This window comes from Amycolatopsis sp. EV170708-02-1 (assembly GCF_022479115.1).
Lineage (GTDB): Bacteria > Actinomycetota > Actinomycetes > Mycobacteriales > Pseudonocardiaceae > Amycolatopsis.
The window spans coordinates 3,337,992-3,359,659 of the sequence record NZ_CP092497.1; the positions used below are offsets into that span (position 1 = coordinate 3,337,992).

18 protein-coding genes are annotated in these 21,668 nt (G+C 69.3%); 12 read left to right on the forward strand and 6 right to left on the reverse strand.

The annotated features are described in order from the left end of the window. Nucleotides 1–68: 68 nt before the first annotated feature. Entirely contained in the window at nt 69–701 is a 633-nt protein-coding gene (locus MJQ72_RS15570; protein WP_240601338.1) for a dTMP kinase, read from the forward strand. A 29-nt stretch (nt 702–730) separates the two neighbouring features. Here the strand turns inward: MJQ72_RS15570 and MJQ72_RS15575 are convergent, their stop codons facing one another. The 4 genes from MJQ72_RS15575 to MJQ72_RS15590 all read right to left on the reverse strand — a co-directional run bounded on the left by MJQ72_RS15575 (nt 731) and on the right by MJQ72_RS15590 (nt 6,363). Further along, complete coding sequence (locus MJQ72_RS15575; RefSeq protein WP_240599831.1) at nt 731–1,843, reverse strand: aromatic ring-hydroxylating dioxygenase subunit alpha; 1,113 nt, start codon at nt 1,841–1,843, stop codon at nt 731–733. Then, nucleotides 1,840–2,985, reverse strand: a complete 1,146-nt coding sequence (solA, locus tag MJQ72_RS15580; protein WP_240599832.1) for an N-methyl-L-tryptophan oxidase — start codon at nt 2,983–2,985, stop codon at nt 1,840–1,842. Before solA ends, MJQ72_RS15575 begins: the two co-directional genes overlap by 4 nt. After that, on the reverse strand, nt 2,982–5,420 hold the full coding sequence (locus MJQ72_RS15585) for an FAD-dependent oxidoreductase (RefSeq protein ID WP_240599833.1): 2,439 nt from the start codon (nt 5,418–5,420) through the stop codon (nt 2,982–2,984). Before MJQ72_RS15585 ends, solA begins: the two co-directional genes overlap by 4 nt. Nucleotides 5,421–5,577: 157 nt before the next feature. Then, nucleotides 5,578–6,363 carry an IclR family transcriptional regulator gene (locus MJQ72_RS15590; RefSeq protein ID WP_240599834.1) on the reverse strand — a complete coding sequence of 262 codons (786 nt, stop codon included), beginning with the start codon at nt 6,361–6,363 and terminating at the stop codon, nt 5,578–5,580. A gap of 154 nt (nt 6,364–6,517) precedes the next feature. On the opposite strand from MJQ72_RS15590, the gene MJQ72_RS15595 reads away from it, so the two are divergent. The 8 genes from MJQ72_RS15595 to secA all read left to right on the forward strand — a co-directional run bounded on the left by MJQ72_RS15595 (nt 6,518) and on the right by secA (nt 17,786). Then, a complete protein-coding gene (locus MJQ72_RS15595; RefSeq protein WP_240599835.1) occupies nt 6,518–6,835 on the forward strand; it encodes a bifunctional 3-phenylpropionate/cinnamic acid dioxygenase ferredoxin subunit in 318 nt (105 codons plus the stop codon). Beyond that, nucleotides 6,832–7,980 carry an NAD(P)/FAD-dependent oxidoreductase gene (locus tag MJQ72_RS15600; protein WP_240599836.1) on the forward strand — a complete coding sequence of 383 codons (1,149 nt, stop codon included), beginning with the start codon at nt 6,832–6,834 and terminating at the stop codon, nt 7,978–7,980. Before MJQ72_RS15595 ends, MJQ72_RS15600 begins: the two co-directional genes overlap by 4 nt. A 189-nt stretch (nt 7,981–8,169) precedes the next feature. Further along, entirely contained in the window at nt 8,170–8,847 is a 678-nt protein-coding gene (gene mtrA, locus MJQ72_RS15605) for an MtrAB system response regulator MtrA (protein WP_005150760.1), read from the forward strand. Between the two features lie 43 nt (nt 8,848–8,890). Then, nucleotides 8,891–10,570, forward strand: a complete 1,680-nt coding sequence (mtrB, locus tag MJQ72_RS15610) for an MtrAB system histidine kinase MtrB (protein ID WP_240601339.1) — start codon at nt 8,891–8,893, stop codon at nt 10,568–10,570. Then, entirely contained in the window at nt 10,567–12,294 is a 1,728-nt protein-coding gene (locus tag MJQ72_RS15615; protein ID WP_240599837.1) for an LpqB family beta-propeller domain-containing protein, read from the forward strand. The genes mtrB and MJQ72_RS15615 overlap by 4 nt, the downstream gene beginning before the upstream one ends. A gap of 550 nt (nt 12,295–12,844) precedes the next feature. Further along, nucleotides 12,845–13,477, forward strand: a complete 633-nt coding sequence (locus tag MJQ72_RS15620; RefSeq protein WP_240599838.1) for a ComF family protein — start codon at nt 12,845–12,847, stop codon at nt 13,475–13,477. 552 nt (nt 13,478–14,029) lie between these two features. Then, nucleotides 14,030–14,719: a ribosome hibernation-promoting factor, HPF/YfiA family gene (gene hpf / locus MJQ72_RS15625; RefSeq protein ID WP_007028981.1), complete on the forward strand. Its 690-nt coding sequence runs from the start codon at nt 14,030–14,032 to the stop codon at nt 14,717–14,719. 235 nt (nt 14,720–14,954) lie between these two features. Continuing rightward, a complete protein-coding gene (gene secA, locus MJQ72_RS15630) occupies nt 14,955–17,786 on the forward strand; it encodes a preprotein translocase subunit SecA (protein WP_240599839.1) in 2,832 nt (943 codons plus the stop codon). A gap of 59 nt (nt 17,787–17,845) precedes the next feature. Here secA and MJQ72_RS15635 read toward each other — a convergent pair whose 3' ends face one another. Further along, entirely contained in the window at nt 17,846–18,349 is a 504-nt protein-coding gene (locus tag MJQ72_RS15635) for an Rv3235 family protein (RefSeq protein ID WP_240599840.1), read from the reverse strand. Nucleotides 18,350–18,461: 112 nt separating this feature from the next. On the opposite strand from MJQ72_RS15635, the gene MJQ72_RS15640 reads away from it, so the two are divergent. Further along, on the forward strand, nt 18,462–18,866 hold the full coding sequence (locus MJQ72_RS15640) for an HAD family hydrolase (protein ID WP_240599841.1): 405 nt from the start codon (nt 18,462–18,464) through the stop codon (nt 18,864–18,866). A 69-nt stretch (nt 18,867–18,935) separates the two neighbouring features. Here the strand turns inward: MJQ72_RS15640 and MJQ72_RS15645 are convergent, their stop codons facing one another. Further along, nucleotides 18,936–19,700: an RNA methyltransferase gene (locus tag MJQ72_RS15645; RefSeq protein ID WP_240599842.1), complete on the reverse strand. Its 765-nt coding sequence runs from the start codon at nt 19,698–19,700 to the stop codon at nt 18,936–18,938. 34 nt (nt 19,701–19,734) lie between these two features. Between MJQ72_RS15645 and MJQ72_RS15650 the strand changes: the two genes are divergently transcribed. Next, the gene (locus tag MJQ72_RS15650; protein ID WP_240599843.1) at nt 19,735–21,141 is read left to right on the forward strand and encodes a wax ester/triacylglycerol synthase family O-acyltransferase; all 1,407 of its coding nucleotides are present in this window, start codon (nt 19,735–19,737) and stop codon (nt 21,139–21,141) included. Next, nucleotides 21,138–21,629 carry a DUF6912 family protein gene (locus MJQ72_RS15655; RefSeq protein ID WP_125689885.1) on the forward strand — a complete coding sequence of 164 codons (492 nt, stop codon included), beginning with the start codon at nt 21,138–21,140 and terminating at the stop codon, nt 21,627–21,629. Before MJQ72_RS15650 ends, MJQ72_RS15655 begins: the two co-directional genes overlap by 4 nt. Nucleotides 21,630–21,668: the final 39 nt, after the last annotated feature.

Consider the following 21,668-nt stretch of genomic DNA (forward strand, 5'->3'; position numbering starts at 1 on the left):
GCCCCGCCACCACCCTCAACGGAACCGCTTCGCGGTGCTCGCCATATTCTGGGTGCGTGGGACGACTCGTGGTGATCGAAGGTCTGGACGGCGCGGGCAAGCGCACGCTCGCCGACGCGCTGACCGGCGCGCTGAACGCGGCCGGGGCGAGCGTCACGTCCATCGCGTTCCCTCGGTACGGCGAAAGCGTGCACGCCGACCTCGTGAAGGAAGCGTTGCACCGCGGGCACGGCGACCTCGCCGACTCCGTCTACGGCATGGCGATGCTCTACGCGCTCGACCGCCGGGGCGCGGCCGACGAGATCCGCGCGCGGCTCGGCGACCACGACGTCGTGCTGCTCGACCGGTACGTCGCGTCGAACGCCGCGTACGGCGCCGCCCGCCTCCACCAGGGCGCGGACGGCGAGTTCGTGCGCTGGCTCAAGGAACTGGAGATCGGCCGGTTCGGCCTGCCGGTGCCCGTCGCGCATCTGCTGCTGCGGGTCACCGCCGACGTCGCCGCCGACCGCGCGCAGCGCCGCGCGGAGACCGACGCCGACCGCGCGCGGGATTCGTTCGAGACCGACGACGCGCTCCAGAAGCGGTGCTCGGTGGTTTACGACGAGCTCGCCGCGACGGGCTGGCTCGCGCCCTGGCACGTTCTCGACGGCGTCGCCGGTGTCGACACTCCTGCTCTCGCGACCGCCCTCCTCCGCGATTAGTCCTCTGAATGCGGTCCTTGCGTGTGCAACTACCGCATTTCGTCCTCTAAACGCGTGAGCAGCCAGGTGTGGAACTCGCCGATGTGGTGCTCCGACGGCATCAGCACCCCGCCCCCGCGGTAGGCGCGGGACGCCATCGCGGGCTGGCAGCGTTCGCAGGCGTCGAAGTCCTGCTCGTTGACACGGTGGAACAGCTCCACCGACCGTGACACGTCCCGCCCCGACGCCACGACCTCCTCCGAATAGAGCCAGTCGCATTCGACGACCGTCCGGTCCGGCGCGAGCGGATACATCCGGTGGAAGATCACGTGGTCCGGCACCAGGTTCACGAACACCTGCGGCCGGATGGTGATCGCGTAGTACCGCCTGTCCTGGTCGGTCGCGACGCCGTCGAGCCGGTCGAAGCCCGAGCCGCCGTCGATGGTGAACCCCTCCACGTCCTCGCCGAATTCGGCGCCGTGCCCGACGTAGTACTGCGCCGCGTACCCGTCGGCGAACTCCGGCAGCACCTCGGTCAGCTCCGGATGGATGGTCGCGCAGTGGTAGCACTCCATGAAGTTCTCGACGATCAGTTTCCAGTTCGCCTTGACGTCGTAGGTGATCCGGCGCCCGACCGACAGCTTGTCGAGGCGGTACCGCTCGATCGACTCCAGATCGCCCAGCCGTTCGCGCACCGCGCCCTCGACGTCGGCCTCGAACGACGGCGGGTCCGCGGCGAGACAGACCCACGCGTAACCCAGCCATTCCCGCAGGTGCACGGTGTGCAGCCCGTACTCGGTCCGGTCGATGTCGGGGAGGTTCGCCAGGTTCGGCGCCGCGATCAGCTTGCCGTCGAGCCCGTACGTCCACGCGTGGTACGGACATTGGAACGCGCGTTTCACCGTGCCGGATTCCTCTGTGCACAGCCGGGCTCCGCGATGGCGGCAGACGTTGAGGAACGCCCGCAGCCCGCCGTCCCGGCCCCGGCTGACGAGCACGCTCTCCCGTCCTATCCGGACGGTCCGGAAGTCGCCCGCCGACGGCAGATCAGCCGATCGGATCGCGCAGAACCACCGGCGTTCGAAGATCTTCTCCTGCTCGGCCGCGAAGATCGCGGCGTCGGTGTAGTAGCCACCACCCAGGGTGGGAATGAGACTCGTCATCTCGCGACTCCGGCGAACCTGGCGGGGTCGAACAGGCCGATCGGATGCGCGGTGGTGCCGTCCGCGACCAGGTCGGCGAGTATTTCGCCGACCACCGGGACGAATTTGAAGCCGTGCCCGGAGAAACCGCAGGCGACCACCACCCGCTCGTGCGCCGGATGGCGGGCGATGACGAAATGCTCGTCGGGCGTGTTCGTGTACATGCAGGTCGCCCCGCGCAGGAACGCGCCGGGCAGCGACGGCATCTTCCGCCCGACGAATTCCGAGATCTCGCCGACCTCTTCGGCGTGCACCGTCCGGTCGATGGTCTCGGGCGTGCAGGTCTCACCGCCGCGGAAGAACGCGACCTTCACGCTTCCGGCGTCGTCGTGTGAAGGGAAGCCGTAGAACTGGCGGCCGCCCTCGCCTTCCCAGACGTAGATCGGATGCCGCTCGGCCCGGAACGGCGCCGCCCCGCCCGACGGCGTGAACCAGTACTGGACCTGGCGTTCGACGGTGAACTCGATCCCGAGCTCGGTGAGCAGTTCCGGTGCCCAGGCGCCGGGGCAGATCACCAGCTGGTCCGCGGTGTAGACGTTCTGCGACGTGCCCACCCGGACACCGGTGGCCGTCTCCCGCCACGACAGGACCTCCTCCTCGTGGTGCAGGTCCGCCCCGGCCCGCGCGGCGAGCTGGAGATGCGCCGCCACACTGCCTTCCGGCACCACGAAGCCGGCGTTCTCCTCGTACAGCGCGATTTCGTGGTCCGCCGGGTTCATCGTCGGGAACCGGCGCCGGATCTCGGCCGCGTCGAGCAGCTCGTGCGGCAGATCCCAGGTCCGCGCGCTGGCCAGGCTGCCCGACACCGTCCGCGAATCGGGACCGCCGAGCATGATCCCGCCGCAGCGGGTGAAGATCGTCCGGCCGGAGTCCCGCTCGACGCCCTCCCACAGTTCGTGCGCCCGCAGCAGAAGCGGGACGTACGCGGGATCCTCGAAGTACGCCTGCCGGGTGATCCGCGAGCCGCCGTGGCTGGACCCGAGGTTGTGCACGGGGGCGAACCGGTCGATGCCCAGCACGCGCTGTCCTCGCCGGGCGAGCCGGTACGCCGCGGCACTGCCCATCCCGCCGAGGCCGATGACGATGACGTCGTAATGGCTCATGCGGCGCTCCTGATCCGGGCCATGGCGGGGTCGAACAACGGCTCGCTCGCGACGACGGCGGGGATCCGCTCGCCGAAGTACTCGATCTCCAGCGGCCTGCCCGGCCGGGTGAACTCGACCGGAAGCCAGGCGTAGGCGATGTTCTTGCCGACGGTGTAGCCGTAAGCGGCGCTCGTGACGTACCCGGCGGGACGGCCGTCGGCGAACACCGGTTCCTTGCCGAGCACGACGGCGTACGGATCGTCGACGGTGAGACAGGTCAGCTTCCTGGTCACCGTCTCCTCCGAACGGCCTGCCAGCGCGTCCCGGCCGATGAAGTAGCCCTTGTCCATCCGCACGGCGAACCCGAGCCCGGCCTCGTACGGATCGTGCTCGGCGGTGACGTCGGTGCCCCACAGCCGGTACCCCTTCTCCAGCCGCATGCTGGAGAAGGCGTCCCGCCCGGCGGCGATGATCCCGTGCGCCTGCCCGGCCTCCCAGAGCGTGTCCCACAGCTCGCGGCCGAGGTCGGCGCTCGTGTACAGCTCCCAGCCGAGTTCGCCCACATAGGACAGTCGCATCGCGGTCACCGGCACATGGCCGATGTACGCCTGCTTCGTCTTGAAGTAGCCCATGGCCTGGTGTGAGAAGTCCGTTGTGGACAGTGGTTGCAGCACGGCTCTCGCGAGCGGGCCCCAAAGCCCGATGCAGCAGGTGCCCGGGGTGGTCTCGTGGATCTGCGCGGCGCCGTCGCCGGGGAGATGCCGCCGGAGCCAGTCGATGTCGATGGCGCTGTTGACGCCGACCTGGAACCGTTCGGTGCCGAGCCGGGCGACGGTCAGGTCGCTGCGCACGCCGCCGTCCTCGTCGAGCAGCAGGGTGTAGGTGACCGAGCCGGGTTTCTTGCCGAGCTGGTTCGTGGTCATCGTCTGCAGGAACGGCAACGCGCCGGGGCCGGTGACCTCCACCCGTTTCAACGACGTCATGTCGAACATCGCGGCCCGCTGCCGCGCGACCATGGCCTCGGCGCCGCCGATCGGCGACCAGTAGCGCGCGGCCCAGTCGTTGCGCGCGGGGACCCGGTCGACCTCGGGGAGACCGGCGTTCGCCTCGTACCAGTGCGGACGTTCCCAGCCGCCCGCTTCGAGGAAGAACGCGCCGAGTTCCTTCTGCCGTTCATAGAAGGGACTCGTCCGCAACGGCCGTGGTTCTTCCATGGGCTGCAAGGGATGGACGATGTCGTAGACCTCGACGAAGCTTTGGCAGCTGCGTGCCATTACGTGGTCCGGGGCCAGCTGCACCGGCTCGAACCGGGCGAGATCGCAACCGTGCAGGTCGGTGTCGGATCGGCCGTCGACCAGCCACTGCGCCATGGCGCGCGCGACCCCGGCCGAATGCGTGATCCAGACGGCTTCGGCGACCCAGAACCCGTCGAGGTCCGGGTGCTCGCCCAGTAGCGGCATGCCGTCCGGGGTGAAGGAGAACAGGCCGTTGATGCCCTCCTCGACCTTGGTCTCGCCCAGCGAGGGCAGCAGGTCGACGGCGGCGGTCCACGACGGTTCGAAGTCCGCGGGGGTGAACGTGAGCTCCGAGGGCATTCCCTCGCCGGTGCCGATCTCCTTGGCGGGCAAGGGCATCGGCCGGTGCCCGTACGCGCCGATGCCGATCCGGTCGACGTGTTCGCGGAAGTAGAGGTCGGCGTCCTGATGCCGCAGGATCGGCCTCGTGGCCTCCTCGGTCACGCCGGCGAGTGACGGCAAGGGACTGGTGCGCGCGTACTGATGCGCCATCGGGACCAACGGGATCGTGAGGTCCACCAGCTCGCCGAGCACCGGGCCCCACATCCCGGCGCACGAGAGCACGATGTCCGCGCGGAAGCTCCCGGTCTCGGTGGTCACGCCGGTGACCCGGCCACCCGAGCGTTCGACACCGACGACCTTCTGTCCGGCGAGGAACCGCGCGCCGCGCCCGATCGCGCGGCGGGCCTGCGCCTCGGCCGCGCGGAGGGGATGGGCCAGGCCGTCGGAGGGGATGTGGAACCCGCCGAGCACCTTGGCCGGATCGAGCAACGGATGCAGCGCGGCGCATTCGCCGGGATCGATCAGCCTGCTCTCGACGCCCGAGGCGGTGGCCCAGCCGTGCCGCCGCTCCAGGTCGGCGAGCCGTTCCGGCGTCGTGGCCACCTCCAGCCCGCCGACGGTGCGGAAACAAGGGTTCCCGTCGAGGTCGAGCCCGCCGTACTTGGCGACGGTGTAGCGGGCGAACTCGGTCATCGTGCGGCAGGCGTTGGTCTGGAAGACCAGACCGGGCGCGTGCGAGGTCGACCCGCCGGTGGCGAACAGGTCGCCCTGCTCCAGGACGGTGACGTCGGTCCAGCCGCGTTCGGTGAGTTCGTCGGCGAGCGCGCAGCCGACGATGCCGGCGCCGATCACGACGACGCGGGGTGCTGGGGGCATGGTGAGGGGTACCTCCTGCCTGCCCGGTGAGTCCACAAAGGACAAGCGGGCATCGGGGTGACAGGCGCTGTTGCGGATGAGGCACGTTGTTCCGTCTTCAGCAACAAAGTGCGGCACGGGCGGGCGCGCTGTCAAGAGCCCGAAAAGGTCGGCCTCTTCACTCCGCGAAGTACCCCAGCTGCGCCGAAAGATCCGCCGACGCCTCGGTCAGCGGCCGGACGATCTGCCGCACCCGCTGCTTCGAAAGCCGGTACGACGGACCCGAAGCGCTCATCGCCGCGACGACGTCGCCGCCGGGGCCGTGCACCGGCACCGCGACCGCGTGCATCCCCAGCTCCAGCTCCTCGAAACAGGCCGCGTACCCGTCCTCGGCGACCCGCTCGAGCTCCGCGGTCAGCTCGTCCGGATCGACCGTGGTGCGCGGTGTGAACTGTTCGAGCTTCCGCCGGAGCAAACGTTTGCGCTCGACGTCCCCCATGTACGCGAGCAGCACTTTCCCGCTGGACGTCGCGTGCAGCGGGGTGCGCTGACCGGTCCAGTTCTGCGTGGTGATCGCGGCCGAGCCGCGGGCCTGGCTGACGTTGATCGCGACGCCGTCGTCGGCGATCGCGATGTTGACCGTCTCGCCGAGCGTCTCCGCCAGGCTCTGGCAGGTCTGCCTGCCCAGTTTCGCCAGGTCCATCCGCCCGGTGGCGGCGCCGGCGAGCCGGACGACGCCGAAGCCGATCGCGTATTTCCCGCGTTCGCCGAGCTGCTCGACGAGGCCGCGGTTCTCCAGGACACTCAGCAGGCGGGAGGCCGTCGACTTGTGCACGCCGAGCTCGCCCGCGATCTCGGTGATCCCCGTTTCCCCGTTACGCGCCAGCAGTTCCAGCACGCTGATCGCGCGGTCGACGGACTGCACCTGACTGGGCGTTGCGTTCCCCGCGTCCTGGTTCCGCATGACGCAACAGTAGCCGTTTCGCCCGCATCCGCTCGGCTGAGTGGGCGAATCCCTTGACGCATGGGCCCCTCGGGGGTGATTGTTGCGCAGAGCACGTCCCGTCTCGTAATACGCAACATCAACAACCCCGTCGGTCCTTTCCCCGGAGGCCCCGATGATCCGTGCCTGCTCCGTCTCCGAACTGCCCGAAGGCGAAGCCGTCCGTTTGGCGGGCCCAGTGCCCGTCTCGGTCTTCCATTCCGAGGGCGCGTACTACGCGCTCGACGACACCTGCAGCCACCAGGACGCGTCGCTCGCCGACGGCTGGATCGAAGGCTGTTACGTCGAATGCCCGCTGCACGCCGCGCGGTTCGACCTGCGGACCGGCGCGCCGGACTGCCTGCCGGCCAAGAACGCCGTGCGCACGTACCCGGTCGTGGTCGCCGACGGGGTGATCTACGTGGACACCGAGGCGCGCCAGGAGGTGGCTTGAGAACCGTCGCCGTCGTCGGTACCTCCCTTGCGGGGCTCCGCGCGGCACAGGAGTTGCGCGCCCAGGGCTTCGACGGGCGGCTGGTGATGATCGGCGCCGAGCCGCCGTACGACCGGCCGCCGCTGTCGAAGGATTTCTTGCTGGGCAAGGTTTCCGCCGGCGACATCGCGCTCGCCGGGCAGGACGACCTCGACGCGCTGGCCGCCGAATGGCACCTCGGCGTCCGCGCCGAGAAGCTCGGCCGCGAAGGCGTGACGCTCGGCGACGGCACGACGATCGCCGCCGACGGTTACGTCGTCGCGACCGGAGCGGTGGCCAGAACCCTTGACGCGGCAAGGAATCTGGGTGGCGTGCACACCCTGCGGACGCTCGAAGACGCCGTCGCCCTGAAGCAGGCTCTCGCGGCGGGACCGTCCTCGGTCGTCGTCATCGGCGCGGGATTCATCGGTGCGGAGGTCGCGTCCGCGTGCCGCCTGCTCGGCCACGAAGTGACCGTGATCGAGGCGATGCCCGTGCCGCTCGCCCCCGTCCTCGGCGCGCGAATGGGCGCGGTGTGCGGGGAACTGCACGCGGAGAACGACGTCCGGCTGATCACCGGCGTCCCCGTCGCGGGATTCACCGGGGACGGCCGGGTCGCCGGTGTGCGGCTCGCGGACGGCCGTGAGGTCCCCGCCGATCTCGTCGTCGCCGGAGTGGGGGCGCGGCCCGCCACCGAATGGCTGACCGGCTCCGGGCTCGCCGTCGACGACGGGGTGCTGGTCGATTCCGGCTGTGTCACAGCGTATCCCCGAGTGATCGCGGTGGGTGACGTCGCGCGATACCGCTGCCCGCTGCGCGGCGTACGGGTCCGCGCCGAGCATTGGACGGCGGCGGGGGAACAGCCGGGCGTCGCCGTCGCGAACCTGCTCGCCGGCTCGACCGTCACGCATTTCGCACGACACGGTTACTTTTGGTCCGATCAGTACGGGCGGCGGCTCCAATTCGCCGGAGTGGCCACGGAAGACGTGCGCATCGTCGAGGGCGACACCGCTTCGAAGCGCTTCGTCGCGGCCTATCACCGCGGCGATGTGCTGACCGGTGTCTTCGCGATCGACTCCCCGCGGCCGTTCACCAGGCTCCGGCGTGCTCTCCAGCGTTGTCGGTGAACCCGCCGAGTCGGCACAGCGGGTTCACGCGTCGGTCACTTTTCCGGGTGCATCCCCAGCTCCGCCAACAGGCTCTAGGGCCCGAAGACCCTACTCGGATGGAGCAATTTGCCCGATTCGATGATCTTTCTGGTGGTCACATCGCCGGGTCGCGCGTCCGCGCGGGGAAACTAGTGCGAACATAGGTTTATGAAGGCACGTGTTCTGGTCGTCGACGACGACCCTGCTCTCGCGGAGATGCTCACCATCGTGCTGCGTGGGGAGGGGTTCGACACAGCCGTCGTGGCCGACGGCTCACGGGCGCTGCCCGCGCTTCGTGAGCTGAAACCGGACCTGGTCCTCCTCGACCTCATGCTGCCCGGCATGAACGGCATCGACGTCTGCAAGGCGATCCGGGCCGAGTCCGGCGTGCCGATCGTGATGCTCACCGCCAAGAGCGACACCGTGGACATCGTCCTCGGGCTCGAGTCGGGGGCCGACGACTACGTGGTCAAGCCCTTCAAGCCGAAGGAGCTCGTGGCCCGCGTCCGCGCCCGGATGCGCCGCACCGAGGCCGAGCCCGCCGAGTCGCTGACGATCGGCGACCTCGCGATCGACGTCCCCGGCCACGAGGTGACCCGGGAGGGCAAGGCCATCCCGCTGACCCCGCTCGAGTTCGACCTCCTGGTCGCGCTCGCCAGGAAGCCGCGTCAGGTGTTCACCCGCGAGGTGCTCCTCGAGCAGGTGTGGGGTTATCGCCACGCCGCCGACACCCGGCTGGTGAACGTGCACGTCCAGCGGCTGCGGTCGAAGGTGGAGAAGGACCCGGAGCACCCCGAGGTGGTGTTGACCGTTCGCGGTGTCGGGTACAAGGCCGGCCCGCCGTGATCACCCTATGAGCGGACGCTTGCGAAGGCTTGCCCAGACCACGATGCGCCAGTTCCGGCGCATCGTGGTTTTCGTGCGCCGCAAGATCGTGTCGTTCAACGAACTGTGGCGGTATTCGCTGCAGTTCCGGGTCACCGTGTCCACGCTGGCGCTGTCGTCGGCCGTGGTGTTCGTGCTGGGCATGGTGCTGCAGAACCAGATCACCGACCGGCTGGTCGAGACCAAGCAGAACGCGGCGATCGCCCAGACCAGGGCGGTCGTCGAGACCGCGGCCGCCGAGCTGGTCGGTGTCGGCACCGAGAGCCCGGAAGCGCTCACCGCGCGGATGAACAACGCGCTGAAGAAGATCTCCAGCACGACGTCGTCGCAGGACGGCGCGGGATCGACGGCGGGCACCTTCGAACCGGTACTCGCCGCGGGCGGCCGCGACCAGTCCAGCAAGCCGGTGGCCGCCGGTCCGTATGACCGGGTGCCGGTGCGGCTGCGCCAGTTCGTCGAGACCGAGCAGCTCAGCTACCTGACCCACACGGTCACCGAGGCCGACGGCGGCAAGACGACGTATCTGATCGTCGGCGCGCCGGTGAGCACGATGATCAACCCGCTCCAGCTCTACCTCCTGTACCCGCTCACCAGTGAGCAGAACACCATCTCGACGGTGCAGAACACGCTGCTCGTCGGCGGGCTCGTCCTGCTGCTCCTGCTGGCCGGGATCACGAACCTGGTCACCAGGCAGGTGGTCCGGCCGGTCCGGCAGGCCGCCGCGGCGGCCGAACAGTTCGCGGGCGGGGAGCTCGACCAGCGGCTCGCCGTGCTCGGCGAGGACGATCTGGCCAAACTCGCCGTTTCGTACAACGAGATGGCCGCGAGCATCCAGCGGCAGATCCGGCAGCTGGAGGAGTTCGGCGGGCTGCAACGCCGGTTCACCTCCGACGTCTCGCACGAACTGCGCACCCCGCTGACCACCGTCCGGATGGCGGCCGACGTGCTGCACGCTTCGCGCGAGCAGTTCCCGGCAGGGCTCGCCCGCTCCACCGAACTGCTGGTCGACGAGCTCGACCGGTTCGAGGCACTGCTCGGCGACCTGCTGGAGATCAGCAGGCTGGACGCCGGCGTCGAGGAGCTCTCGGCCGAGCTGATCGACGTCCGGCCGATCGCGACCAGGGCCGTCGAGCAGGTCCGGGTGATCGCGGGCAACGCCGGCAGCTCGGTCGAACTGGTGCTGCCGGAAGAGGAGGCGCCCGCCGAAGTCGACGCGCGCCGCGTCGAGCGGATCCTGCGCAACCTGCTGGCGAACGCGGTGGACCACAGCGAAGGGAAACCGGTGGTGCTGACGCTGGCGGTCAACGAGACCGCGGTCGCCATCACCGTGCGGGACCGCGGCGTCGGGCTCCGGCCCGGCGAGGCGGAACTGGTGTTCAACCGGTTCTGGCGCGCCGACCCGTCCCGTAACCGCCGGACCGGCGGAACCGGTCTCGGCCTCGCGATCAGCCAGGAGGACGCCCGGTTGCACGGCGGCGTGCTCGACGCCTGGGGCGAGACCGGCCACGGTGCCTGCTTCCGGCTCGTGCTGCCGCGGCGGCAGGACACGCCGATGGGGGAGAGCCCGCTGCTCCTGCCCCCGCCCGATCACAAGGCGACCGACACGCACGGGTCGTCCGGACTGCTCGAAGTCCGGCCCGCGCCCGACGCGATCCTCGCCGAGCCCGAGGAGGTCGGCCGGTGAAACGGCTGCTGGCCCTGCTCGCGGTGTTCCTGCTGGTCGCAGGCTGCGCGAACATCCCGCTCGAATCCCAGCCCGTCGTCGTCTCCGGGGACAAACCCGGGCAGGCGCCGGCGGACGTCCCCGAACCGGCGGCCGGGATCGACCCGCTGACCGTCACCCGTCAGTTCATCCGCAACTCGGCGGCACCGGGCACGGCCAGCGCCGCCGCGCGGGTCTATCTCGACGACGAAGCCAGGCGCAACTGGAAGCCGTCGCCGGGGCTGACGATCATCGACGACACGTTCGGCACCGTTTACGACACTTCGTCGTCTTCGGGGAACCCGGACGAGCAGGTGGTGAACGTCCGCGGGTTCAAACTCGGCACCCTCAGCCCCGACAGCGCGTTCCTCCCGGTGAAGGCGGAGTACTCGCAGCAGTTCAAGCTGCGGAAGCAGCCGAACGGGCAGTGGCGGATCGTGGATCCGCCGCAGGAACTCGCCGTCACCGACGAGGATTTCGCGCTCAACTACTTCCGGGTGCCGATCAGCTTCTACTCGCCGGACTCCGGCGCCTTCGTCCCCGACCTCCGGTACGTCGCGGCGAAACCGCAGGCCGGATTGCCCGGCCGGGTGATGGACCTGGTGCTGCAGGGCCCGTCGGAGGGGTTGAAGGGCGCGGTCAAGGACCTCCTCGGCGACCAGGTCACCATCGAAAGCAACGTGCGCAGCACGGACGACGGGACACTGGACATCAACCTGACCGGCGTCGGCGGGGCCAGCCTCGTGGACCGGAACCTGATCGCCGCGCAGATCGTCCTGTCGCTGCAGACGGTGACGCTGAGCCGGGTCCGGCTGCTGGCCGACGGCACCGCGCTGGTGCCGGAACACGAATACTGGCGCTCCAGCGAACTGCCCAACTACAACGTGGACATCGCGCCCAACTCGGAACTGCAGGGACTGATGACCGTGAACGGCCGGGTCCGGTCGCTCGAGAACGGCCAGCCGGTCGGCGGGCCCGCGGGCAACGGCGGGTACAAGGTCGTCAGCGCCGCGCAGTCCGTCGACGGCAAACGTCTCGCCGTGGTCGAGGAACGGGACGGCAGGCAGTGGCTCCGGGTCGGCGACCTGGGGCACGACCTCGCTTCGGTGGACCTCTTCGGGGGCAGCCTGAGCCGCCCCACCTGGCGTCCGGTCGCCCGCGGCGGCGGGGTCTCCGGCGAGGTCTGGACGGTGGTCGACCACAACACCGTCGCCCGGGTCACCCTGGCCGCGGACGGCCGGTGGGTGAAGGCCGGTGTCGACGCGACCATGCTCACCGGGCTGGGGCAGATCACCGAACTGCGCCTTTCGCGGGACGGGTCACGGCTGGCCGCGGTGGTCAACGGGCAGCTGGTGGTCGCCTCGATCGTGCGGACGGCGGACTCGGTGGCCCTGCGGGCACCGCGGAAACTGCAGGAACGCGACCTCAAGGACGTCGTCGACGTCGACTGGGCGACCCAGGACCATCTGATCGCCGCGACGTCGTCGAGTTCGCTGCCGGTGGTCAAGGTGCCGCTGGACGGGCAGCGGATGGACGCCTTCAACAGCTCGAACCTGACCCCGCCGGTGCACGGTGTCACCGCGGCGCCGAGCAGGCAGAACCTGGTCGCGGATGCGGGCGGGCTGTGGGTCGCCTCCGAACTGGGCGAGGTCTGGCGGCCGCAGGCGCACACCGTCACCGACGCGGACCCGTTCTATCCGGGCTGAGGTCTCGTTCGCTTCGCAACGTGCCCACCTCGCCCCGCGAACGCACCTTGCCGGGAGCAAGGGACCTTTAGTATCGCTAGCTTTTCTAGCGGCGCTAGTGCGACGGAGGGTTCGTGAAGGGCCCTCGTTTGGGGTCCAGGGGTGTGCGCCCAATGTGGCATTGGGGACGTTGGGTGCTCCCAATGCCACATTGGGAGCGCAGGTCCGTGTCTTGAAGGTCGCCTTTGAGGCGTTCAGCGTCCTAAAGGTGGCCTTCAGGGTGTCGCCAGGGGGAGCAAGGGACCTTTAGTGCCGCTAGCTTTCCTAGCGTCGCTAGCAAGGGCGGAACCCGTCGGAAGTCCGTGAAGGCCTCCTTCCCTACCCTCGAAGTAGGGAAGGAGGCCTTCACGGACCGAGACCCACACGCGAGGGAGTCGCGAAGCGGCGAAGCGCCCTTCTCCTCGATTGACTTTTTCAACACCGGCCCCCTGACGACGCAAAGTGTCCAAAGCGGACCACTCGCACCCCGGCGGCGTCCGGAACTGTCGGAGCCCCGGCCGACACTCGCCCCATGTCCAAGATCCTGGATCTCCTCATCCCCGCCCGCTGCGCGTCCTGCGGAGCACCGGGCGCGCCCTGTTGCGCGATCTGCCAGACCGCCTGGGGTTCGCTCAGCGAGATCATCCGTGGCCCGACGGCCGGTCTCGTCCCCGTCTACGCCCTGGCTCCCTACGCCGACGACGCCCGCCGCCTGATCCTCGCCTACAAGGAACGCGGCCGCCGCGACCTTGCCCCGTCCTTCGGGCTGGCCGTCGCCGAAGCCCTCGTCCAGTTGCCGGAGCCGGAACCCTGCCTCGTCCCGGTCCCTTCGCGACGGTCCGCCTCCCGTGTCCGAGGCGGACCGCATGTCCGGCGCGTCGCCGAGGAATGCGTGAAAGTGCTGGCGGACAAGGGAAAAGCGGCGACTGTCGCACCTGTCCTCAAGCTCGGGGCCGGCGTCCGTGACGCGGTGGGGCTCACCCGTGCCCAGCGGTCGGCGAACCTCGACGGTCGCATCCGGCTGGTCGCGGGAGCCTGCCGGGAGAAGGTCGTTCTTCTTGACGACGTGATCACAACCGGAGCGACCGCCGCCGCTTGTGTGCGCTTTTTGGACATAAGCGGAATTCACGTTTTCGCGGTGGTAGCGCTGGCCGCCGCCGGGTGATCGGGATGTCACCTACAAGAGTGATGAATGATCGGGAACGGGAATGGGTACATGGGCGTTGACGGGATATGAGGGACCTTCTGGGGAACACTCCGACGGCCCGCCACTCCACCGGGGTGGCGGCGGATTCCCTCGGGGGCGGCGCTCTAGGCACCCTCCGCATTTTCCTGTCCGAAGGCTTGCGCCGTCCGCGTGAAAACAAATCACGGGGACGACGCCCGACAAGCCGGATTGTCCCGCTGACCACACGGTCGTCGTCGCGTGCGGTGACGAGGTCTCACGTCCTGATATCCCCCGGCTCGGGGGCTGTTGCTCGCGGCGTGATGCAGCTAACGTGCAGCGCTATCAGCAATCCCGGCAGGCAGGGAGGTGACCAGCCCATGTCCCTGGCGCCGGAGCCGCGCTGAGTCCGCGCTCGGACATCCGACACGAGACGTCGTGGCCGTATGCCGAGTTCCCTCATCGCCCGCGATCCGGGCTTCGTCCCCGCATTACCGGCGCCCTAGTGAACACATCTACAGCTCGCAGTCATTTCAGCGAGGGAGGTCGTGTATGGACATCGTCGTTAAGGGCCGCAACGTGGAGGTGCCCGACCACTATCGGGCACTCGTCAGCGAAAAGCTGGCCCGGCTAGAGCGCTACGACAAGAAGGTCATCCGTTACGACGTGGAGCTCTTCCACGAGCCCAATCGCCGGCAGTCGAAGAACTGCCAGCGCGTCGAAATCACCGGTAAGGGCCGTGGCCCCGCCGTACGCGCCGAAGCGTGTGCAGGCGACTTCTACGCAGCGCTGGATTCCGCACTGAACAAGCTCGAGAACAGGTTGCGGAAGACACACGACCGCCGGCGCGTGCACTACGGCCGCAGCCGCCCGGAATCCGTCGCCGAGGCGACTTCGATGGCGGCCGCCGGTGGAATGACCACCGACACCCGACATCTGGCGGGTACCGCTGTGCTCGAAGCGCCGGAGGCCGAACCCATGGCCAACGGTTTCGCTGTCGAGAGCGGTGACTTCGAGATGCCCCAGCAGCAGCGCTGGGATGACGGGGTGACCGAACACCAGCCCGGTCGCGTCGTCCGCGAGAAGAAGCATGACGCGGAGCCCATGACGGTCGACCAGGCTCTCTACGAGATGGAACTGGTCGGTCACGACTTCTATCTGTTCAACGACTCCGACGCCGGGTGCCCGAGCGTCGTCTACCGGAGGCGAGGCTTCGACTACGGCGTCATCCGGCTGAGCTAGCCGGCCACCACTGCCCTGACGGCGGCCCGCACGCGTCCCGTGCGGGCCGCCGTCATGTCCGGATCAGGCAGGACCCGCCCCCGTCTCGTCAGGTACCGACAGACGGTGCGTGCGCGAACACCGAGGTGTTCCCTACGATGGGGGCGGACGGTGGTGCGTTACCAGGCACCACCGCGGACGAGATTGCCCGGGACCGGCTCGGGTGCGATCACAATCAGCTAGTGAGGTCGACCGGATGGTGCTGAACCGCCTGCTCCGCGCGGGCGAGGGCAAAATGGTGAAGCGGCTGCGACACATCGCCGATCACATCAACACCCTCGAAGACGACGTCAAGGACCTTTCGGACACCGCGCTGCGGGCCAAGACCGAGGAGTTCCGTAAACGGCACGCGGACGGCGAGTCACTCGACGACCTCCTGCCGGAGGCGTTCGCGGTGGCGAGGGAAGCGGCTTGGCGCGTGCTCGGCCAGCGCCCCTACGACGTCCAGCTCATGGGCGGCGCCGCGCTGCACCTCGGCCAGGTCTCCGAGATGAAGACCGGTGAGGGCAAGACCCTGACCCAGGTCCTCCCCGCGTACCTGAACGCCGTCTCCGGCAAGGGTGTGCACGTCATCACGGTGAACGACTACCTCGCCAAACGTGACGCCGAGTGGATGGGCCGCATCCACCGCTTCCTCGGCCTCGAGGTCGGGGTCATCCTGGCCGACCAGACCCCCGAGGTCCGCCGCCAGCAGTACGCCGCCGACATCACGCACGGCACGAACAACGAGTTCGGCTTCGACTACCTCCGCGACAACATGGCGTGGAGCCTCGAAGACTGCGTGCAGCGCGGCCACAACTTCGCGATCGTCGACGAGGTGGACTCCATCCTCATCGACGAGGCCCGGACGCCGCTGATCATCTCCGGCCCGGCCGACCAGTCCTCGCGCTGGTACGTCGAGTTCGCCCGGATGACCCCGCTGATGAAGCCGGACATCCACTACGAGGTGGACATCCGCAAGCGCACCGTCGGTGTCACCGAAAAGGGTGTCGCCTTCGTCGAGGACCAGCTCGGCATCGACAACCTCTACGAGGCCGCGAACACGCCGCTGGTCGGCTACCTGAACAACGCGCTGAAGGTCAAGGAGCTCTACAAACGCGACAAGGACTACATCGTCCGTGACGGCGAAGTCCTCATCGTCGACGAGTTCACCGGCCGCATCCTGCACGGCCGCCGCTACAACGAGGGCATGCACCAGGCGATCGAGGCCAAGGAAGGCGTCGAGATCAAGGCCGAGAACCAGACGCTCGCCACGATCACGCTGCAGAACTACTTCCGGCTCTACGACAAGCTGGCGGGGATGACCGGTACCGCCGAGACCGAGGCGGCCGAGTTCCACCAGACCTACAAGCTGGGTGTGGTGCCGATCCCGACGAACAAGCCGATGGTCCGCGCCGACCAGGCCGACCTCATCTACAAGACCGAGCAGGCCAAGTTCGAGGCCGTCGCCGAGGACATCGCGGAGCGGCACGAGAAGGGCCAGCCGGTGCTGGTCGGCACCACGAGTGTCGAGAAGTCCGAGCACCTGTCGAAGCTGCTGCTCAAGCTGGGTGTCCCGCACGAGGTCCTCAACGCCAAGCACCACGACCGGGAGGCCCTGATCGTCGCCCGCGCCGGGCGCAAGGGCGCGGTCACGGTCGCCACCAACATGGCGGGCCGCGGTACCGACATCGTGCTCGGCGGCAACCCGGACATCATCGCCGACGAGGTGCTGCGCGACCGCGGCCTCGACCCGGTGGAGCATTCCGAGGAGTACGAGGCCGCCTGGCCGAAGGTGCTCGAAGAGGTCCAGGCCGACACCAAGGCCGAGGCCGAGGAGGTCCGCGAGGCGGGCGGGCTGTACGTGCTCGGCACCGAGCGGCACGAGTCGCGCCGGATCGACAACCAGCTCCGCGGTCGTTCCGGCCGCCAGGGCGACCCGGGCGAGTCCCGGTTCTACCTGTCGCTGGGTGACGAGCTCATGCGCCGCTTCAACGCGACGATGGTCGAGCGGGTCATGACCACGATGCGGCTGCCGGACGACGTGCCGATCGAGCACAAGATGGTCTCCAAGGCGATCAAGAGCGCTCAGACGCAGGTCGAGCAGCAGAACATGGAGATCCGCAAGAACGTCCTCAAGTACGACGAGGTGATGAACGAGCAGCGCAAGGTGATCTACGCCGAGCGCCTGCGCGTCCTCGAGGGCGAGGATCTGCGCGAGCAGATCGAGCACATGCTGGTCGACGTCATCAACGCGTACGTCACCGAGGAGACCTCCACCGGCTACTCCGAGGACTGGGACCACGAGAAGCTGTGGACGGCGCTGAAGCAGCTGTACCCGGTCAAGGTCACCTGGGAAGAGCTCACCGAGGATGACGACCTCGACGCCGACAAGCTGCGTGAGGCGCTGCTCGAAGACGCCCACCGCGCGTACGACGAGCGCGAAGCCGAGATCGACGGAAAGGTCGGCGAAGGCGCGATGCGGAGCCTGGAGCGCCAGGTGATGCTCACCGTGCTCGACCGCAAGTGGCGTGAGCACCTCTACGAGATGGACTATCTCAAGGAGGGCATCGGCATGCGTGCCCTGGCGCAGCGCGACCCGGTCATCGAGTACCAGCGCGAGGGCTACGACATGTTCCGCGCGATGCTGGAGTCGCTGAAGGAGGAGGCCGTCGGCTTCCTGTTCAACCTCCAGGTCGAGCAGGCCGAGCCCGCCGCCCCGGCACCGGAGTCCGCTTCCGCGCTGCCCGCCGGTGTCGGATCCGGGAACGGCCAGGCCGCGAACGGCGACGGCAGGCACGCCCGCCCGACGCCTCCGCAGGGGCCGGCGACCGACACCCAGTCCGTGCCGTCCGCCTTGCGGGGCAAGGGACTCGGCGGCGGTTCGCAGTCCGGGCTGACCATGTCGGGCCCGTCCGAGGACGGCGGCGTCGAGTCGCATTCGGACAGTGCCGGCAGCACCGGTGGCGACCAGGGCGGAACCCGCCGGGAGCGTCGTGCCGCGCAGCGCGCCTCCCAGAAGAAGGGCAAGAAGGGCCCGCGCCGCTAAAGGCCCAAAGCGTGTGAAGGCCTCCTTCCCTCAGCCGGGGAAGGAGGCCTTCGCGCGCTTCAGGCCGCGAGCGCGGACACGCGCCGCGGCGGCTTCAGCAAATGGAAGCGGGTGCACACCCAGCCCGACGGCGTGCGCTCGAAGCGTGCCGCCAAGGCGAGGCTGCGGCCGTTCTGCTCGACGGTCGCGCAGGCTTCGACGACGCCGTCCGCCGGATGCCCCAGGTGGACCGACTTCGGCCGGTAGCCACCGGTCGGACGGCGGCGGCCGCTGTCGAGCAGCGCGCGGTGGAGCGCCGGGTCGAGGATCGGCCGCACCTGGACCGCCGGACGGCGGCCGTCACAGGCTTCGAGGATGGTGGTCAGCAGCCTGCCGATCTGCCTGCCGTCCGGCGTGTCCGGTGACGGCCGCGGTTCCTCCACGACGCGTTCCCCGGACAGCGGCAGATCCAGCACGAGCTGGTTGTCCGGCGACGCCGCCCGGTGCACCAGATCGTCCGGCCTGCCGGCGACCCGGTACGGCGGTTCGTACGGTTCGAGCCGTCTCAGCACGTACGACTTCATCAAGCAGTCCCCCTCCGCGGCCCCCTCGGCCACGCCCAGCAACTAAGGGGCAGGCGGCGGCCCCGGCCGCGACAAGGACCGCCCGAGAGGATGAACCGTGCGGTGATCGCTTGTGTACGGTGGGCCCGTGCTGAAAGGGCTGGTCGTCGACTACGCCGGGGTGCTCACCGATGTGGGCGCGGACGAGCTGTACGCCTTCCTGCTTTCGGCGCGGGAGCGCGGTATCAAAACGGCCTTGCTCTCGAACGCCCCCGGCGCGTCGGACGAGGCCAAGCGGTCACTCGGCCCGTTCTTCGACGCGCTCGTCTTCTCCGGCGAGGTCGGCGTGGCCAAACCCGACCGCGAGGTCTACCTGCTCACCGCGGGACTGCTCGACCTGCCCGCCGACCGGTGCGCGTTCGTCGACGACGCCGCGCGCAACGTCCGCGCGGCGGTCGCGGCCGGGATGGCGGGGGTGCACCACACCTCGGTCGAGGAGACGCTGACCGAGCTCAGCGCGTTGTTCCCGGTGGGCTGAAAGCGTCCTTCACCGCATGTCACGCGGTGAAGGGCCCTTTAGTGGCGTCGGATGCGGGGAAAGTCCCCTTCAGCCCCCGGCCCGGCGCACCAGCTCGAACGACAGCACCGCGGCGGCCGCCGAGACGTTCAGAGACTCGACTTCGCCGGGCATCGGGATCGACACCCATTCCGTCACCAGTTCGCCGACCTCGGCGCCGACGCCGTTCGTCTCGCCGCCCAGCACGAACGCCGCGCGCTGCGGCAGTTCGACGTCGAACACCGAGCTGCGAGCCGAAGCGCCCAGCGCGTAGATCCCGTAGCCGGCTTCGGTGAGCATTTCGGCCGCCTCGCGCGCGCTGCCGCATCGCAGCACCGGCGCGCGGAACGCGACCCCGGCCGAAGCCTTGACCACCATCGGGTCGAGGGCGGCGACCCCGCGCCGAGGTACGACGACCCCGTCCAGCCCGGCGGCGGTCGCCGTGCGCAGGATCATCCCGACGTTCGCCGGGGTGGTGATGCCGTCGAGCAGCAGCACCCGCGACGGCGGCCTGCCGTCGGACAGCGCCGCGTGCAGCGACCGCATCCGAGGGGCGACGACGTCGGCGAGCACGCCCTGGTCCTGCTTGCCGTTGCCCGCCAGCACCTTGACGCGATGCGCGCTCGCCCGCTGCACCGGCACCCCGGCGGCCTTGGCGGCACGCTGGATCTCGGCGGCGTTCGGCCCGCGCACGGTGTCGGCGAGGATCACCTTGTCCACCTCGAGCGCCGCGTCGTCCAATGCCTCGAGCACCGGTTTGCGGCCGTACACCGTCAGGAACCGGTCCTTCGGCGAGATCACCGACTCATCACCCACACCGGCGAGTGTCCCACTATGTAAGGATCGGCCCATGCCCGACCGCCTCTCCGCGCTGGACGCCTCGTTCCTGTACGTGGAAGACCACTCGACCCCGATGCACGTCGGCGGTGTGGCGATCTTCGAGCGACCGCGCGAGGGTTTCACCTACGAGCGGCTGCTGGACCTGATCGGGCAGCGCCTGGCGTTCCTGCCGCGCTACCGGCAGCGGGTGCTGGAGGTGCCCGGCCACCTCGCCCGGCCGGTGTGGGTCGACGACGTCGACTTCGACCTCAACTACCACGTCCGGCGGTCCGCGTTGCCGCAGCCGGGCTCCGACAGCCAGCTGTTCGACCTCGTGGCGCGGCTGATGTCGCGGCGGCTCGACCCGGGAAGGCCGCTCTGGGAGGCGTACTTCGTCGAGGGGCTCGCGGGCGACCGTGTCGCGCTGGTGACCAAGACGCATCAGTCGGTCGTCGACGGGATCGGCACCATCGAGATCGGGCAGCTGATCCTCGACGCCACCCCGCAGGAGCCGGAGCCGTTCGACGACACATGGCATCCCCGCCGGGAACCGAGCCGCACGCAGCTGATCCTCGACGCGGTCGCCGAGACCGTGCAGCGGCCGACGGAGCTGGTGGAGAACGTGCGCTCCATCGCCCACGACGCCACCGCGATGGCGGGCAAGGTCACCGAAACGGTCGGTGACGTCGCGTCGGCGCTGAAGACCATGGTGCATCCGGCGCCGTCCGGGCCGCTCAACGTCCGCACCTCGGGCGGCCGCATGTTCGCCGTGGTCCGCACGCGGCTGGAGGATTTCCGCAAGGTCCGCGCCGCGCACGGCGGCACGGTCAACGACGTCGTGCTCGCCGCGATCACCGGCGCGCTGCGGGAATGGCTGCTGTCGCGTGGTTCGAACCTGACCGCGACGACCACCGTGCGCGCGCTGGTGCCGATGGCCGTCCGCGACGCCGAGACGGCCGAGTATTCGACGCCGGCGCTGGTCGGGAACCAGGTCGACGCCTATCTGGTCGATCTTCCGGTCGGGGAGCCGAACGCGGTCCTGCGGCTGCAGCACATCGGTCACGCGATGGCGGACCATCTCGACTCCGGCCGTTCGGTGGCCGCGCGCGGGCTGCTGACGGTCGGCGGTTTCGCCCCGCCGACGCTGCATTCGCTGGGCGCGCGGGCGGCCGGTTCGATGTCGGGACGCATTTTCAACGTGCTGATCACGAACTCGCCGGGCCCGCAGGTGCCGCTTTACGCGGGACAGGCGAAGATGGTGGAGATGTTCCCGGTCATGCCGCTGGTGCGCAATCAGGCACTGGCGATCGGGGTCACCTCGTATCACGGCGGTGTCTACTTCGGACTGAACGGCGATCGCAAGGCCGTGTCCGATGTGGACCTGCTCGCCGGGATGATCGAGGAATCGTTGGAAGAGCTGAAGGGTGCGCACTGGTGAGGGTCTATCTACCCGGGACGATCGCGATGCTCCGTGAGCTCGAAACCGCCGGAGAGCTCCGCGCGCGCAGCGGCACGGGATTCGCATTGACCCCGGCGCTGCGGGAGTCCTACGCCAGCGGATCCGACGAAGAACTCGAGTACGCCGCGCTGCTCGACGCCGCCAGGGCGTCGCTCCGGCTGATCGCGGCCGAGGAGAAGCCCGAGCCGCGGCGGGTGGTGATCTCGGCCGACATCGACGAGGTCACCCTGCGCCCGGATCTCGACGCCGCCGTCGTCCGGCTGTCCGGGCCGGTGAAGATCGCCGACGTCGCCGCGATCCACGTCGACGCGGCCGAAGCGGCGGAGTCCGTGCAGGCCGCCGCCGCGGTGATCGACCAGGCCGATCTCGGCGATCCGGACGCGGAGTTCACCCTCGGCGACGCCGAAGACCACGAACTCGCCTGGTACGCGCCCCAGGAGCTCCCTTTCCTGCTGGAACTCCTGTAACCCCCCGCGTTTCGTCCTCTGAATGCGGTCCTTGCACGC

Bases quoted from the DNA above. Each gene is read 5' to 3' on its own strand.
- MJQ72_RS15575 (WP_240599831.1), bottom strand. From the start codon at position 1,843: ATGACGAGTCTCATTCCCACCCTGGGTGGTGGCTACTACACCGACGCC.
- solA (WP_240599832.1), bottom strand. From the start codon at position 2,985: ATGAGCCATTACGACGTCATCGTCATCGGCCTCGGCGGGATGGGCAGT.
- MJQ72_RS15585 (WP_240599833.1), bottom strand. From the start codon at position 5,420: ATGCCCCCAGCACCCCGCGTCGTCGTGATCGGCGCCGGCATCGTCGGC.
- MJQ72_RS15590 (WP_240599834.1), bottom strand. From the start codon at position 6,363: ATGCGGAACCAGGACGCGGGGAACGCAACGCCCAGTCAGGTGCAGTCC.
- MJQ72_RS15595 (WP_240599835.1), top strand. From the start codon at position 6,518: ATGATCCGTGCCTGCTCCGTCTCCGAACTGCCCGAAGGCGAAGCCGTC.
- mtrA (WP_005150760.1), top strand. From the start codon at position 8,170: ATGAAGGCACGTGTTCTGGTCGTCGACGACGACCCTGCTCTCGCGGAG.
- mtrB (WP_240601339.1), top strand. From the start codon at position 8,891: ATGCGCCAGTTCCGGCGCATCGTGGTTTTCGTGCGCCGCAAGATCGTG.
- MJQ72_RS15620 (WP_240599838.1), top strand. From the start codon at position 12,845: ATGTCCAAGATCCTGGATCTCCTCATCCCCGCCCGCTGCGCGTCCTGC.
- hpf (WP_007028981.1), top strand. From the start codon at position 14,030: ATGGACATCGTCGTTAAGGGCCGCAACGTGGAGGTGCCCGACCACTAT.
- secA (WP_240599839.1), top strand. From the start codon at position 14,955: ATGGTGCTGAACCGCCTGCTCCGCGCGGGCGAGGGCAAAATGGTGAAG.
- MJQ72_RS15635 (WP_240599840.1), bottom strand. From the start codon at position 18,349: ATGAAGTCGTACGTGCTGAGACGGCTCGAACCGTACGAACCGCCGTAC.
- MJQ72_RS15650 (WP_240599843.1), top strand. From the start codon at position 19,735: ATGCCCGACCGCCTCTCCGCGCTGGACGCCTCGTTCCTGTACGTGGAA.